This is a genomic window from Aquirufa nivalisilvae (genome assembly GCF_004307455.1).
Classification (GTDB): Bacteria; Bacteroidota; Bacteroidia; order Cytophagales; family Spirosomataceae; genus Aquirufa; species Aquirufa nivalisilvae.
Window position 1 is genome coordinate 50,069 of record NZ_SEWX01000008.1, and the last position, 15,413, is coordinate 65,481.

Here is a 15,413-nt window from a genome sequence, read left to right on the forward strand (position 1 = left end):
CGAAAATTCGGGACAACAAAGAAAAATTATGCGTTGGAATAAACAAGGCTTACTCTTTTGTCCAGATGGTCAATCTGAATGGAATCAAAAAAAATATGCACACGTCGTTTGTGCTGATACAAACTACCCGGATAGAATCCGTTTATATTATTCTGCCCGCGATTCCAAAGGGCGCTGCCAAGCATCCTTCATTGATTTAGATTCCAATAATTTATCAAACATCTTGTACGTTCATCCTGAACCCATTTTATCTTTAGGGGAACCCGGAACCTTTGATGATTGTGGCATTATGCCCACTTGGTTTTTACAAAATGGAGAGGAAAAGTGGCTTTATTACATCGGTTGGACCGTCAGAAATACCATCCCTTACCATAATGCATTAGGTTTAGCCTCTTCTACAGATGGCATCCATTTTACTAAAAAATTCCAAGGTCCCATCATCAGTACCACAGCTACAGAACCCTTCTTTAATGGTTCCGCATGTTTTCTTTATGACCAAGGCAAATACAAAGTTTGGTATTTAAACTGCACACATTGGCTTCCAGATGGCAATTTAATGGAGCCTTGTTACCATATCAAATATGCCGAGTCTACCGATGGAATCAACTGGGATAGAAAAGGACAAGTTGCTATTGATTATCGCGATGAAATAGAAGGTGGAATTTCCAGACCAACAGTTCTAATTGAGAATGGGGTTTATAAAATGTGGTTTTCGGCCAGAGCATGTACCGATTACCGTACCAATCGCTCTCGTTCCTACCGAATTTACTATGCAGAATCAAGCGATGGAATCCATTGGGAAAGACATGACGGATTAGCTGGTATTGATGTAAGTGACAATGAGCAAGATTGGGATTACGAAATGATTGAATATCCTTTGGTTATCCGTCATCAAGAAAAAACAATTCTATTTTATAATGGAAATCATTTCGGTCAAAGCGGCGTAGGTTATGCCATTTTAGAAGAAAAATAATGGATTTTAGCTACTTGAATCATCAGCTTTATGGTAACCCTCAAACGGCCAAACAACCCAAGGTTTCCGTTTGCCTAATTACCTATAAACATGAGCAATATATCCAAACTTGTTTAGACAACATTCTGCAACAAAAGACGGATTTTGAATTTGAAATCATTATTGGAGAAGATCATTCTCCAGACAATACCGCTTCTATTGTCAAATCCTATGCTGACCGTTTCCCTGAAAAAATCAAAGCCTACATTCGGCCAGAAAATGTAGGGGCAAAAGTGAATTTTTTGCATTGCTTTTTTGATTGTCAAGGTGAATACATCGTCCATATTGAAGGAGATGATTATTGGACTTCACCTGATAAACTCCAAAAACAAGTTGATTTTCTAGATAGCCACCCAGAAGCATCAGCCTGTTTTCATAATGCTCAAATCATCTATGAAGATGGCACAGGAAGAGTCCCAACATTAATTAATCCTGTCGACCAGGCCCCTTGGGTCCATTCGATCGATTTATTAAAAGAACGAGAAGCATGGTTCATGGCAACTGCCAGTGTCATGATGCGAAAAAAGCTTGTTAAGACCTTACCTGATTGGTTTTTTCATTCTAAAAGTGGGGATATTCCGCTCTATGTTATATTATCAGAAGAAGGCCCAATTGCCTATTTGCCTGAGACTATGTCTGTTTATCGAAAAAACGAAGGCGGCATGAGTTATACTGACAGTAATAAATCGGCTTCATTTATCTATAATCGTATTTTCATGTATTCCAAAATCAATGAATATACACATGCCAAATACCAATATTTAATCCAACCTATCCTCTTTGAATATCATTTACTTTTAACTCGGATTACAGAGAACGAAAAATCATTTCTGAAAAGATGTTATTATCTGTGGAAAGCTTCTGCTCATGCTCCCCAAAAACTCCATCTCGAAGACTGGAAAAAACTATTTAAAGAACATGTTTTCACGGCAGATTCCTTTTTGGCCTATTTAGCTTTCCGAAAAAAAATCAATCGTTTTTTTGGAATCCGTTCATAAAACAGGATAAGTCCATTAGGATTTTACAGGGTTTTAATTGAAATTTATAGGTATTCTACGGAAAAACATATACTTATGAATTTGACTTCTTCTAAAAAGCCTTTTTTATTCACGGCATTGTCTCTCTTTGCCTTATTATTTGCTTCTTCTTTCTATAAAAATCAATCTGCTCGTTGGGGACAAGTCTTATTGGATTCTTTAACTGAATCACAAAAAAGACAATCAGAAAATGCCTTAAAAGGGTTAAAAATACATCCTGAATTAGAAATTACCCTGTTTGCATCTGAACCAATGCTTCAAAATCCAACCAACATCGATGTCGATGCTCAAGGTCGTGTTTGGGTAGTGGAGGCCTACAACTACCGTCCAAATATCAATGGAAACCCAACTAACTCACAGGGCGACAGAGTCTTGATACTTGAAGACACCAATGGTGACGGAAAAGCGGATTCAAGAAAAATATTCTATCAATCTCCAGAATTAAATGCCCCTCTTGGCATTGCGGTACTTGATTCCATGGTCATCGTTTCTCAAAGTCCCTACATCTGGAGAATGTTCGACGATAATCGAGATGGAAAAGCGGATCGAAAAGAAGTGATGTTTCAAGGGATTGGTGGAGAGCAACATGATCATGGTGCTCATGCCTTTACTTTTGGTCCTGATGGAAAACTGTATTTCAACTTTGGAAATGAAGGGGGACAATTATTGGATGCACAAGGAAAAGCGGTTTTAGATCAAGATGGAGACCCAATTGGCCCTAAAAAATACAAGCAAGGCATGGTGTTCCGTTGCAATGTGGATGGCTCACAGGTAGAGGTACTCGGACATAATTTCAGGAACAATTATGAAGTTGCAGTTGATTCCTATGGTGGATTATGGCAATCAGATAATGATGATGATGGTAACAAAGGTGTGAGAATCAATTTCGTGATGGAACATGGAAACTATGGATACCGTGATGAAATGAGTGATGCGGGTTGGTCTGCGAATCGTACCAATATTGAACCAGAGATCCCTAGAAGACATTGGCACTTGAATGACCCAGGAGTGGTTCCAAATTTATTGCAAACTGGATCTGGCTCTCCTACTGGGATGATTTTATATGAAGGCAATTTATTACCAAAGGCCTTCCAAAATCAAATGATTCACTGCGATGCTGGCCCGAATGTAGTTCGCAGCTATCCTGTGAAAGCCCAAGGTGCAGGCTTTGAAGCGAGTATTTTACCTTTGGTAGAAGGTGTTAATGATCAATGGTTTAGACCAGCCGATGTCACTGCTGCCCCAGATGGTTCTGTATTTATTGCTGATTGGTATGACCCTGGTGTTGGTGGTCATCAAGCTGGAGATCAAACAAAAGGTAGAATTTACCGAGTTGCTCCCAAAGGACATGCTTACCAAGTAAAGTCAATGCCATTAAATACGCCAGAGAACGCCATTCTTGCATTAGAAAACCCAAATTTGGCTCAAAGGTATCTGGCATTTAAAAAATTAATGACGTGGGGACAATCCGCTGAAGCTGCCTTAGAAAAGTCCTACCAAAACAATACCAATCCTCGTATGAAAGCGCGTGCTTTCTGGGCATTGATGAAAACAAGTAAAGCACAGCATTACTTAAATTTGGCGGCAAAGGATGGATTAGCCGATATCCGCATGATGGCTATTCGTCAGGCGAAAAGAACTCCATTCAGTCAATGGAAGGAGCTTGCTGCTGCTTGGGCTAAGGATGAAAATCCACAAGTACGTAGAGAATTAGCTATTGCTTTGAGACATATCCAAGACTCACAAGCAGATGTACTTTGGGCTCAATTAGCCCAACAACATACTGGGCAAGACCGCTGGTATTTGGAAGCTTTAGGCATAGGTGCTGATGGTCTTTGGAACAGTCGATTAAATGCATATTTAGCCCTTTCTGTGAATCCTACATCTCCAGCATTCCAAGATGTTGTGTGGAGATCCAGAACGGAAATTGCCCTTCCATATATCTTTACCGAATTAAAAAGTAATCAAGCATTATCTCAAAAACTTCGTTATTTCAGAGCTCTTGACTTTATCCCAAGTGATAAAAAATCAAGTATGTTAATTGATTTAATTGCTAAAAACTTCCAAGGTCAAACAGAAGCACAATTGATTGGCTTACGACATATCAACCCATCATTCATCGCATCCAATGCTGATGCTAAAAAGGTGCTTAGAGATTTACTCCCGAAAACATCTGAAATTGAATACCTGGAACTGGTTGAGAAATATGAATTGGCAGAAGAAAAAGATCATGTACTTCAAATGATTTTGACTGGTAAGCAGAGCCGAAAAGCTGGATCTATCATGTATAAATTGAATGGTGGAGCTGCCTTGATTTCCAAAACATTCCAAACAGGCAATGAAGACCAGAAAAAAGCCATCATTGAATCCATTCGTTGGATAGGCCAGCCTAACACGTTATCCTTATTATTTGATGCCATGAATCAAAAAAATCTATCCATGAGCATTAGAAAAGAAGCTGCCCGAAGTTTAGGAAATTCTGCCAATGGAGAAAACTATGTGCTGGATATCTTGAAAAATAAAAAAGTAAGCACTGAATTCATTCCATCCGTAGTGGAAGGTGTGAGTCGAACTTGGAGAAAAGCCGTTCGAATGGAAGCTAATTCCTATTTGGGAGGAAGTAGTCAAAATACCAAAACCAAGCATCCCGATTTGAATACACTATTAGGACAGAAAGGAAATGCTCAGGCAGGTATTAAGGTTTTTGTAGATCAATGCTCAATGTGCCACCAAGTGTATCAGGAAGGTATTGATTTCGGACCAAAACTTACCGAGATTGGCTCTAAACTATCCAAAGACGGCATGTTCGTATCCATTATGCACCCCAATGCTGGGATTAATTTTGGCTATGAAACCTATGAAATTTTAACTAAATCTGGAGAAAACTACCAAGGAATCATTAGTTCTAAGAATGAAACGGATATCATTTTGAAATTACCTGGAGGTATGGTACAAAATTTCAAAACCTCAACCTTGAAATCAGTCAAACAATTACCTAATTCTATGATGCCAGAAGGATTAGCTGATGCTATGAGCACCACGGATTTAGTCAACCTAGTCGAATATTTAACTACCTTAAAAAAGAAATAAACATGGATCGTCGTTCCTTTGCCCAAATGATGGGCGGAAGCTTATTAGGAGCAGGTATTACAAGTAGCCAACCTACTTTAGCTGCTTCATCAAGTCAATTACACAGCTTGGCTGCTGAGCCTCCTTTTAGCTTAAAATATGCACCACATTTTGGTATGTTTAAAAATCATGCTGGAAATGATGAAATAGATCAATTGAAGTTCATGCATGAGATGGGATTCCGTGCCTTGGAAGACAATGACATGATGGGTAAAAGCCCTGAGCTTCAAGCAAAAATTGGTGAGACACTCACTAAATTAGGCATGACCATGGGTGTTTTTGTTGTGAAGTTTGATGGTTTTTTTGATACCCAACACATGACCACTGGCAAAAAAGAAGCCACAGACATGTTCATCAAAGCTTGCAAAACAGCCGCTGAAACAGCCAAGCGTTGCAATGCCAAGTGGATGACCGTAGTACCAGGAAACTTCAATCGTAAACTGCCTTTAGGAGTTCAGACTGGCCATGTGATCGACAACCTTAAACGTGGTGCTGAGATTTTTGAACCGCATAATTTAACGATGGTATTAGAACCATTAAGCGATAACCCAGATTTATTTCTTCGCTACTCTGACCAGTCGTATATGATTTGTCGGGCCGTTGGAAGCCCTGCTTGTAAAATCTTATTTGATATGTACCACATGCAGCGCAATGAAGGAAATATGATAGCCAATATGGATTTATGCTGGGAAGAAATAGCCTATTTACAAATTGGTGATAATCCGGGGAGAAAAGAACCTACCACGGGAGAAGTCAATCATGCGAATATTTTCAAACATCTAAGAAAGAAAGGATATACCGGAGTATTAGGTATGGAACATGGTAATTTTTATCCTGGAAAAGAGGGTGAAATGAAATTAATTGAAGCGTATCGCAAGGAAGACAAAGGATAATTCCATTGAATATTTGGAATACTACCTTTATATTTAAATATTTGTTTAACTATTTAAGATATTATGGATATTGTATTCAAAGCTATCAATGATCCAACTCGAAGAGAGATACTTCGCTTTTTGACTCATGGACCACAAAATGCTGGAATGATTGCTCAGCAATTTAACATGACTAAGCCTAGTATTTCTCATCACTTGGATTTACTAAAACAAGCCCAACTGGTTGATTTCAGCAAGAAAGGGCAATTCTTGGTCTATACCCTTAATAAGTCGGGTTTTGAATCCATACACGCATGGTTTCAACCCTTTACATTGTTTTTTGAATTGCCTAAGCCAAAAATCCGACTATAATTTGGGTTTGACATAAACTAATCTTTCCTTAATTTCGGGTACCAAATTGCCAATCCTATGAATCATTCACTTCCAGCGTCATTATCTTTTCTTCGTTCAGAACTTCCCTCCCATTGGGTTGGACTTGGAGTAATTCAATTACCGAAGCGTAATTTCTTCCAGTCGATCGGTGATTATTTTGCAGAAAAATCAGGAAAACAACGAATTTCATTTGTGGTAGTCAATGAGGAATCCTTAAAGACGCTTCATTATCAAGGTTCTACGTTGATATCATCCGAATTTGTCGATATCCACAATTTGGATCATTTCTATTTCTCGGAAGGTAATACTTCTGATGGATTAGTTTCTTTATTTAATTGCGAAGCAAGTGTGGTGGTTTCTAAAAACAAAAAAGGGGAATTAAAACTCAAAGATTATTTCCTCAAAATCATGCCTGCTTTATTGGGCGAAAATGCAGAGCCGATTCGCAAAATTGAAGATATCCAATGGGCTCAAGAGAGCAAGAAGCACATTGCTGAAGTTTTAAAACATTGGCCTGAACAAATCAAAGCAAGAAAAGACAAAGAAGAAGCGGAAGAAAAAGAAAGATTAGCCCAAGAAGCACATATTAGTTAATCCTCGGATTCTACTTTCTTTGCCACTTTTAGTTTCAGTAAATCCTTCGAATTCAGTGCAACTAAGCTAACAATTACTAGGGTTGCCGTAGCTCCAACCAAAACCGATGGAACTGTTCCCATCATTTTGGCCATAACTCCTGATTCAAAAGCACCAAGTTCATTCGAAGAACTAACGAAAATTCCATTCACGGAAGATACCCTACCTCGCATTTCATCGGGCGTATAAAAGCGTAAAACGGTTTGTCGGATTACTACACTCACCGAATCAAATGCCCCAGTAAAAAATAAGGCAACCACAGATATCCAAAAATTAGTTGATATTCCAAATACCATGGTGGCAATGCCAAATCCAGCAATAGCTATGAGTAAATTTCGCCAGGCCTTCTCTAAAGGTGGAAAATAGATCATGAAAGCCATAGATAATAAGGCCCCAATGGAAGGTGCCGCACGTAAAACACCTAGACCCTCTGCTCCTACTTTCAATATATCCTCTGCAAAAATTGGCAATATGGCAATGACACCTCCAAACAAAACGGAAAACAAGTCCAAGGAAATAGCATACAAGATAATCTTGGTTTTAAAAACATAAACAATTCCCTCCTTTAAGCTATGCCAAATGGATTCATGGGTAACTGCTTTAGGAGGAACAGGCCTTTTCTTAATAAAAAACAAACAGGTCATCACCCCCAATAAAAACACAATCACCGTTTCTAAAGAACCTGCTAATCCCAAATAGGCATACAAAAATCCAGCCATACCAGGCCCTAAAATTGCCCCTAATTGCCAAAAAGAACTATTCCATGTGGCTGCATTCGCAAAAACTTCTTTAGGAACTAAGAATGGGTTTAGGGATGATGCCGCTGGACTAAAAAACCCTTTGGCCAAGCCAATCAGAAAAATGACAAAATAAATCGTATAAATATGAAAATCAGGGCTTTGTGAGTCTAATTGAAGGCTAGAATAGAGTAATAAAAAAGATCCAAAAATGATGACAGATAAAGATATTTGCATAATCTTTCGCTTATCTCTGTTGTCAGCATAATGCCCCCCAAATAGCGCTAAAGAAATATAAGGAATCACTTCCGCCAAACCGATTAAGCCTAAGGCCAAAGGATTATGAGTAATTTTATAAATTTCATATGAAACGATGACTTCTTGCATCAATAAAGCCATGGTAAATAACGTATTACCTACAATGAAGGCCCTAAATTCTGGGAATTTTAATGCGCTGTAAGCGTCCTTATTTTGAAAAAAACTCATAGGCGAAATAGAGAATAGGACTACAATAAGCTAGTTCTCCCCAAATGCGAGATGCTAACTTATTTTTTGAAAAGTAATGAATCCAACTTTGTATGGCAAATGTAATGGCAAATGGCACAAAAGTGATTTTTTCATCCAAGTAAAATAGTACAACTATGAATAGTAATAAAAAAAGCACTTCAATTCCAATTAAAAGATACTTCCAATAAGGCCATCCTACATTCGTATCCCCATACTCTTCCAATTCCCATGCATTGAACATGATTAAATTTTGCAGGACTAACAAAAATAGACTTGTCCCCAATATAACAGTCCTTTGAGTTGTTGGTATGTGATACCAAGTTGTAGCTCCTACTCCAAGGGTATAAATTAAGGCCGTCATAAATTCCTTGCTGAAAGGAATTCGACTAAATGCTCCAAAATACCACAATACCCAATAAATCAGCATGATGAAGCACAAACTTAAGCCGAAATAAATTAATGAGGGATCTAAAACTCGTAAACTCAAGCCTCCTATCAGCAGTAATACAAATACGATTATCTTAATTAAGTTTGCATATTGTGATTGGAATGAATGACGCTCATCTTGCAGAACACCTTTTTTCCGATCTATCATTCGATCGATGAGGTAAATTCCCCAAACAGCACATGCCAAGGAGATTTGTTCTGACCGACTTGGCATTTCTTTTAAAAATAGTTCGTGCAAAAGGGCTTGAAATGCGAGAGTGCCGCAAACAACATCGAAACTTAATAAGTGGGCTATTTTAATAAACCGCATCTTGTTGGACTTGAACTCTAATTTGATCTCCTAAAGCTAATTTCCCTAAACTCTCTGGAACAAACTGCTGTCCAAAATATACTTTGTTCCCAATCTTACGTATTTGGGACAATGCGCTTAATACTTCTTTGTGGATTGTCCCTTGCTTGGGATGGACTGTGATCAATTGACAGCGAGCACAAGGTTTTGCTCCAAATAACTGCACATCCCCAATTTGAATTTGCTTCCAAGTATCTTCCGCAAAGGCCTGAGTTCCTTTTACAATGATATTGGGACGAAAACGCAAACGGTCAACAGTATCACCTAATTGACTTTCCAATGCTTCAAAAGAGGCCTCAGAACACAGTAAAATGGGTAAAGCATCGGCAAATGAACTTTCCTTAGATAATGAAGTTTGATATTTCTCCTTCATTATGCGAGGAGAAGTATCATCCAAATGAACTAAATATACTTTTTCACCCAAGATTTGGCTAAACCATTCTGACCAATTATCAAGTACGATACGGGCTTCTACCTGATCGTCCCAAATTTCTACTGACATAGCATCGCCCAGTTCAACCGAGTGATGCAATATTTTAGTTTTGCCCAATTCCTTATCTTCCACCAAGAATCCACTGGGGTCAAGACTTAATTGAAATCGCGTTAGATCTGGACGAGTTCGCTGAGTAATAAACTTTCCTTGGTCATCAACCAACATGTATCGCCGATCTCCAGCAAAGCCTTGAATCTCCACATGAGCTTCATGCAAAGCCAAAGCTCCTAAGGATTTGATAGGGTAAATGTAGAGTTGAGTAATTTCTAAAGTAGGCATAAAACAAAAATAGCTAAAAACAGATCAAAATAGCTATGGGTACTTGTGTGGTATGTGCATCGAAAAATGCTTCAAAATCACTATGTTTGTTAATTATATATGCCAAATAGATTACCTTATGAAGATATCAGGCCTAAGCATTAGCCTCCTAGTTGCGTTTTCAGTAAGTATATTTCCATCTCAAGCACAGAAAAACTTGAGTTTAGAAGATGCGATTCAACAAGGATTACAGAACCACTATTCGATACAAATTGCCAAAAAAAGAGAGAAGCAAGCTCTTAATGACAATACTTTAGGGAATGCAGGATTTTTACCGACCATTACTGGAAACTTCAACAAAAACTATACCGTATCTGGCTTAGACCAGGAGTTTTTTGGGGGTGTACGTGCTCCTTTAGTTCAATCAGGAGTAAATTCCAACTCTTCTAATACAGGTGTTGCCATGGTGTGGACCTTGTATGATGGAAAAGGAATGTTTATTCTAAGAGATCGTTTTAAAGAATTGCAAAACCTAGGTGCAAAGCAAACTGAAGCTACCATAGAAAACTTAATTGCATTAATTAGCGCTTCTTATTACGATATCATTCGTCAAGATTTACGTGTTAATAACTTCAAAAAAGGATTGGAGATTTCTAATGACCGCTTGAAATTAGCCAAAGATCGTTTTGAGGTGGGCCAAGGTTCAAAAGTGGATTTTTATTCAGCACAAGTTGATTACAATGAAGATAAAGCTCTATTATTAGCTCAAGAGCAATCCTATTTAAGCACTAAAATTAATTTCAATACCCTTTTGGTTAGAGAGCACATGATCGATTTTGATGTGGTTTCAACCATTGAATTATTGCCAAAATTGAAATTGGAAGAATTAAAGAATCAGGCTTTACAGCAAAACCCAAATTTGATTTCAGCTCTTTTAAACAAAAAAGTAGCTGACATGGATATTAAAACGCTACAAAGTCAGCAGCAACCTGTCATTGACTTAGTTGCTGGATACAACTACAGTACAGTTAACAACGGTGCTGGTTTTGGTGTTTCCCGAGGAAGTAGTGATGTGATGAACTATGGTATTCGTGCCTCTATCAATATTTTTGACGGAAGCAATCAAAAGCGCCGTATTCAAAATGCCAAAATCAATGCTGAAATTGCGGATTTACAAGTTTTCGACTTGAAAAATACCTTGGTGTCTAACATTGAAAAAGCCTATGTTAATTATGAAAATGCCTTAAATTTAATCAACCTGGAAACAGAAAATTACGGCATAGCTAAGCAAAACATTGACATTGCTTTTGATCGATTCAAAGTTGGTATTGCGACTTCCTATGAATTAAGAGAGGTTCAAAGAAATGCAGTAGCAGCTGAGACTCGTTTGATTGAAGCTAAATTTGCAGCTAAAACGGCTGAAATTGAATTAATTAGATTGAGTGGAAACTTGCTCTAGATCTTGCTTTTCTTGATTTAATTGTTGCTGATACAACTCGTAATAACTTCCCTTCTTTTTCATTAAGGAAGTATGTGTTCCGTGCTCTACGATTCTACCTTCATGCAATACAAAAATACGTTTCGCTAATTTGGCAGATGATACCCGGTGAGAAATAATCAGGCAGGTTTTACCTTCCATGATGTGTTTCAAATGATTCAATATCTTATGTTCAGTATGTGTATCCACCGCTGACAAACAATCATCTAATACCAACATTCCTGGATTTTTGGCCAAGGCTCGAGCTAAGGAAACGCGTTGTTTTTGACCTCCAGATAAGGTTACCCCTCTTTCACCCAAAATCGTATTAAATCGATCTGGGAATTCCATGATGTTATCATATACATCAGCATACTTAGCCGCTTGCTCTAAATCTGTTGGATTTAAGTCCGCTTGTCCAAAACGAATATTCTCTGCTATACTCGTTGAAAATAAAAAGACATCTTGCGGGACAAAGCCTAGGTTAGTACGAACCAATTCCATATCCCAATCTTTCAACTCTATCCCATCCAATAATATTCTACCAGCCGTTGGATCATAAAAACGAGCCATCAGAGCCGCTATACTACTCTTTCCTGAACCTGTTGTACCAAGTAATGCCACAGATTCACCTGGCTCTATTTCCAAGTCTATATCACGCAACACCGTCCGATCTGTACCTGGATAAGTAAAATCAACATGTTCAAATGTCCATCGACCCTGAATCTTTTGTCGGATTTGTTTCCCCACCAACAGCTCAGATTTAACTTGCAAAAACTCATTGATTCTACCTTGCGAAGCAGCTGCCCGCTGAATTTGAGAACTGGTCCATCCTAAAGCGGTCACGGGCCATGTTAGCATAAATACATACATGATAAACTCCGTGATATTACCAATCGAGATTCTTCCTGCCATCACTTCTTGCGAACCTACATATACCACTAAAAGTGTAGAAAAGCCTACCAGCAATGAAATCAAAGGCGTAAACAAGGAATCCACCTTCACCAAGTCCAAGGATTTCTTGCGGTAATTTGCCGACGCATCTGCAAAGGCTTGAACAGATTCTTTTTCCCGCACAAATGATTTTAAGACGCGAATTCCTGAAAAAGCCTCTTGAGCAAAAGTAGAGATCGTAGATAGACCCGCTTGAATTTCCTCTGATTTCCTTAAAACAAGGGAATTGACATAATAAATGCTCACAGATAATATAGGAAGAGGCAATAAGACATACCACATCAAAGTTTGATTGACATGCCACATGTAGTAAATGACCAATACAAATACGCAAATGAGGTTAAGACCATACATCATACTAGGGCCCACATACATACGTACTTTACTTACATCTTCAGATATACGAGCCATCAAATCACCGGTATTCTGTTTTCTATAAAACGACATGGGCAAAGTTTGGTAATGCGCATAAATTTCATTTTTCATATCATATTCGATATGACGCGACATCACAATAAGCGTTTGACGAACTAAAAACAAAAAGACTCCTTTAATCAAGGCCATTAAAATGATTAATCCCCCATAGAAAAATAGGGTTGCCGCAAAAACCTCATAAAAGGCTCCTTGAAGAGAAAATTGCTTGAATAGAAAATAAACATCAATGGTCTCTGTCACTAAATCCAAGGCATAACGCACGAGTTGTGCTGGGACTACACCAAAAAAATTAGAACAAAATGTAAACAGGATACCTAAGAATAGTAGCCATTTATACTTCCAAAAATATTTATTGAGGTGACTTAGTGCGCCCATGCTTAATTTACTTCTAACAAAGATAGAATCTTTATCAATTAAAATCCTTAATTTTGTGTTTCAAACAACAAGAACGCTCTTTATTTTCGGATGGTAAACAGAAGATTACTTCGGGTGAAAGCATTTCAGCAATTGTATGCTTACAACACGCAAGAACGTGCCCAATATCAATTGGCATTTGATGAATTAGCTGTTATTTTTCAGCCAGATTTATCACTCATGGTGGCTAAAGAGGAACAAGCTCCTCGACTAGAAGGCCTAAAAAAATTGGCAGAAATTCAATTAAACGAGTTTTTTCAAGAAATCCCAACAGAAGAGAGTATACCACCTGAATCTTTGGCTGCGGCCAAATCGGTTTATCGAACCTATCAAAACAATACCAAAAAAATTGCGGAAAAGTTAAAAAAGGACATGGTGAAGGAAGTAGAGTCCATCTACAAACAATACCTAAAAATCCTATTTTACTTACAACATCTATCGGACATTGCCGTTTGGGATGAAAATCGTCGTTTATTAGAAAACCCCATTAAGACATCTCAGCTGAGCAAAAACAAAGTCTTAGCTATCATGCCCAAGTGGAAAGCTTTGCAACAAGCATTTGAAGATCAGCACATTGGATGGTCTGAAGATGAAGAAAATAGAATTAAAAAATTGTTTTTAGATGTAATCCTATTGGATCAAACTTTTGTTGACTACCTTCCTCAAGCTGGAAAAAGCTTTGAAGATGACATCGAAATGATTCGATATATTTTAAAAACATTTATTCTAAAACACTCGAGTATGACCGAGTATTTTGAAGAAAAAGATTTAAATTGGCATCTTAATAAGGATGTAGTTAAAAGTTTATCGACCAAAACATTTAAGGTTGATGCTCTAGAAGATTTAAGCTTACAACCTTTAGCTCTTCAATGGGATGATGATAAATTATTCTTCGAAGAGTTGTTTGAAAGTACCATTCAAAACGACAAAGATTTAGTGCTCTGGATTGGTGATCAAACAAAGAATTGGGAGTCGGATCGTTTGGCCATGGCTGATTTTATTTTGTTAAAAATGGCTTTGACAGAAATGATTAAATTTTCCAGTATACCCGTTAAAGTAAGTATTAACGAGTACATTGAATTAGCAAAAAATTACTCTACACCCAAATCAGGGCAATTCATCAACGGTATCCTAGATGTGATTTCTCTGAGATTGATACACGAAAAAATAATTACTAAATCAGGTCGAGGATTAATCGACATAGCTAGCAAATAATATGAGTAGATCATCAAAATCCTTTTGGGCATTTGTCGTAGGAGCTGCCACAGGTGCTATTATCGGAATTTTATATGCCCCTGATAAAGGTGAGAATACACGTAACAAATTGTATTTTCAATTAAACAAATACAGAGAGCAATTAAAACAATTGATCAATGATATTGTAGAAGGCAAGGAAGTTCCAGAAACTCTAGCTAAATCAGAAGGCAAAAAGGTAGTCAATGACACCAAAGTGAAAGCTGAAAAATTGTTAGAAGATGTGGAGAAAATGATGAGTCAGATTAAAGCGAAGCCTTAACATGAAGTATTTCGTTGCTATATGCTTTTTATGTCTTTTATCCTGTACGAACAAACAGAAAGAGGCGAGAAATTCGACAGAAGAATCCATTCCTATGGAATTGAGACCTTCCGTTGAAAAGCATCCCGTGATGAAATTTGATCAACCCAGCGTTTACCTTGGGAAAATTACCGAAGGTGATAGTATATCATATACCTTTCATTTCAAAAATGAAGGAAATATGCCTTTAAAGATTTTAACGGTGAATGCATCTTGTGGATGCACTACCCCAAAATGGAGCAAAGAATTGGTACAGCCAGGTAAAAAAGGCTTCATTAAAGTAAGCTTTGATTCCAAAGGCAAAGAAGGGAAAGTACAAAAAACCGTTACTGCCTACGCTAACACCATGCCATCAGATAATATGGTGGCATTTAAAGTAGAAATTGAAAGAAAAAAATAAACTATAAACGAACAAAATGGCTAACAATCCTCAAATCATGCAAATCTTCCTTTTTGGTGGAATCTTTGTGGTATTTTATTTTTTCATGATTCGTCCACAACAAAAAAAGGCGAAAGAAGCGAAAAAATTCATTGATGAATTAAAAACTGGTGATAAAGTAGTAACGATCGGTGGAGTACACGGAACAGTGGTTTCCATTCGTGAAAAAACATTGGTAGTTGAGATTGACTCTAGCAAAGGGGTTCGTGTCGTATTTGAAAAATCAGCTATTTCAAAAGATGCTTCTTCTCGCTTAACTGAAGAGTAAATCC

15 protein-coding genes are annotated in these 15,413 nt (G+C 37.7%); 11 read left to right on the top strand and 4 right to left on the bottom strand.

Annotation, left to right across the window (positions count from 1 at the left end; genetic code table 11):
* Positions 1 to 28: 28 nt before the first annotated feature.
* From EWU22_RS11285 to EWU22_RS11310, 6 genes are all read left to right on the top strand, one after another.
* Complete coding sequence (locus EWU22_RS11285) at positions 29 to 973, top strand: glycoside hydrolase family protein (RefSeq protein ID WP_130925639.1); 945 nt, start codon at positions 29 to 31, stop codon at positions 971 to 973.
* Positions 973 to 2,010: a glycosyltransferase family 2 protein gene (locus EWU22_RS11290; protein WP_130925640.1), complete on the top strand. Its 1,038-nt coding sequence runs from the start codon at positions 973 to 975 to the stop codon at positions 2,008 to 2,010. The genes EWU22_RS11285 and EWU22_RS11290 overlap by 1 nt, the downstream gene beginning before the upstream one ends.
* 75 nt (positions 2,011 to 2,085) lie before the next feature.
* Positions 2,086 to 5,139: a PVC-type heme-binding CxxCH protein gene (locus tag EWU22_RS11295; protein ID WP_130925641.1), complete on the top strand. Its 3,054-nt coding sequence runs from the start codon at positions 2,086 to 2,088 to the stop codon at positions 5,137 to 5,139.
* A gap of 2 nt (positions 5,140 to 5,141) precedes the next feature.
* Positions 5,142 to 6,071: a hydroxypyruvate isomerase family protein gene (locus EWU22_RS11300; RefSeq protein WP_130925642.1), complete on the top strand. Its 930-nt coding sequence runs from the start codon at positions 5,142 to 5,144 to the stop codon at positions 6,069 to 6,071.
* 63 nt (positions 6,072 to 6,134) lie between these two features.
* On the top strand, positions 6,135 to 6,422 hold the full coding sequence (locus EWU22_RS11305) for an autorepressor SdpR family transcription factor (protein ID WP_109323422.1): 288 nt from the start codon (positions 6,135 to 6,137) through the stop codon (positions 6,420 to 6,422).
* Between the two features lie 57 nt (positions 6,423 to 6,479).
* Positions 6,480 to 7,037 (top strand): hypothetical protein, encoded by a 558-nt coding sequence (locus tag EWU22_RS11310; RefSeq protein WP_130925643.1) that lies wholly within the window; start codon positions 6,480 to 6,482, stop codon positions 7,035 to 7,037.
* Here EWU22_RS11310 and EWU22_RS11315 read toward each other — a convergent pair.
* The 3 genes from EWU22_RS11315 to EWU22_RS11325 are packed head-to-tail and all read right to left on the bottom strand — an operon-like array spanning position 7,034 to position 9,888.
* A complete protein-coding gene (locus EWU22_RS11315; RefSeq protein ID WP_130925644.1) occupies positions 7,034 to 8,299 on the bottom strand; it encodes an MFS transporter in 1,266 nt (421 codons plus the stop codon). The genes EWU22_RS11310 and EWU22_RS11315 overlap by 4 nt on opposite strands.
* On the bottom strand, positions 8,280 to 9,077 hold the full coding sequence (locus EWU22_RS11320) for a hypothetical protein (protein WP_130925645.1): 798 nt from the start codon (positions 9,075 to 9,077) through the stop codon (positions 8,280 to 8,282). The genes EWU22_RS11315 and EWU22_RS11320 overlap by 20 nt, the downstream gene beginning before the upstream one ends.
* A complete protein-coding gene (locus EWU22_RS11325) occupies positions 9,064 to 9,888 on the bottom strand; it encodes an MOSC domain-containing protein (protein WP_130925646.1) in 825 nt (274 codons plus the stop codon). Before EWU22_RS11325 ends, EWU22_RS11320 begins: the two co-directional genes overlap by 14 nt.
* 118 nt (positions 9,889 to 10,006) lie before the next feature.
* Between EWU22_RS11325 and EWU22_RS11330 the strand changes: the two genes are divergently transcribed.
* Entirely contained in the window at positions 10,007 to 11,326 is a 1,320-nt protein-coding gene (locus EWU22_RS11330; protein ID WP_161566852.1) for a TolC family protein, read from the top strand.
* On the opposite strand, the gene EWU22_RS11335 is transcribed toward EWU22_RS11330, so the two are convergent.
* Entirely contained in the window at positions 11,297 to 13,108 is a 1,812-nt protein-coding gene (locus EWU22_RS11335; protein WP_130925648.1) for an ABC transporter ATP-binding protein, read from the bottom strand. The genes EWU22_RS11330 and EWU22_RS11335 overlap by 30 nt on opposite strands.
* A 90-nt stretch (positions 13,109 to 13,198) precedes the next feature.
* Here EWU22_RS11335 and nusB point away from each other — a divergent pair, with 90 nt between their 5' ends.
* Genes nusB through yajC form a run of 4 tightly spaced genes read left to right on the top strand, consistent with a single transcriptional unit; the run spans position 13,199 to position 15,409 of the window.
* Positions 13,199 to 14,362 (top strand): transcription antitermination factor NusB, encoded by a 1,164-nt coding sequence (gene nusB, locus EWU22_RS11340; RefSeq protein WP_109323429.1) that lies wholly within the window; start codon positions 13,199 to 13,201, stop codon positions 14,360 to 14,362.
* A gap of 1 nt (position 14,363) precedes the next feature.
* A complete protein-coding gene (locus EWU22_RS11345) occupies positions 14,364 to 14,663 on the top strand; it encodes a YtxH domain-containing protein (protein ID WP_109323430.1) in 300 nt (99 codons plus the stop codon).
* 1 nt (position 14,664) lies between these two features.
* Positions 14,665 to 15,102: a DUF1573 domain-containing protein gene (locus EWU22_RS11350; RefSeq protein ID WP_130925649.1), complete on the top strand. Its 438-nt coding sequence runs from the start codon at positions 14,665 to 14,667 to the stop codon at positions 15,100 to 15,102.
* 16 nt (positions 15,103 to 15,118) lie between these two features.
* A complete protein-coding gene (yajC, locus tag EWU22_RS11355; RefSeq protein ID WP_109323432.1) occupies positions 15,119 to 15,409 on the top strand; it encodes a preprotein translocase subunit YajC in 291 nt (96 codons plus the stop codon).
* The last annotated feature ends 4 nt before the right edge of the window (positions 15,410 to 15,413 follow it).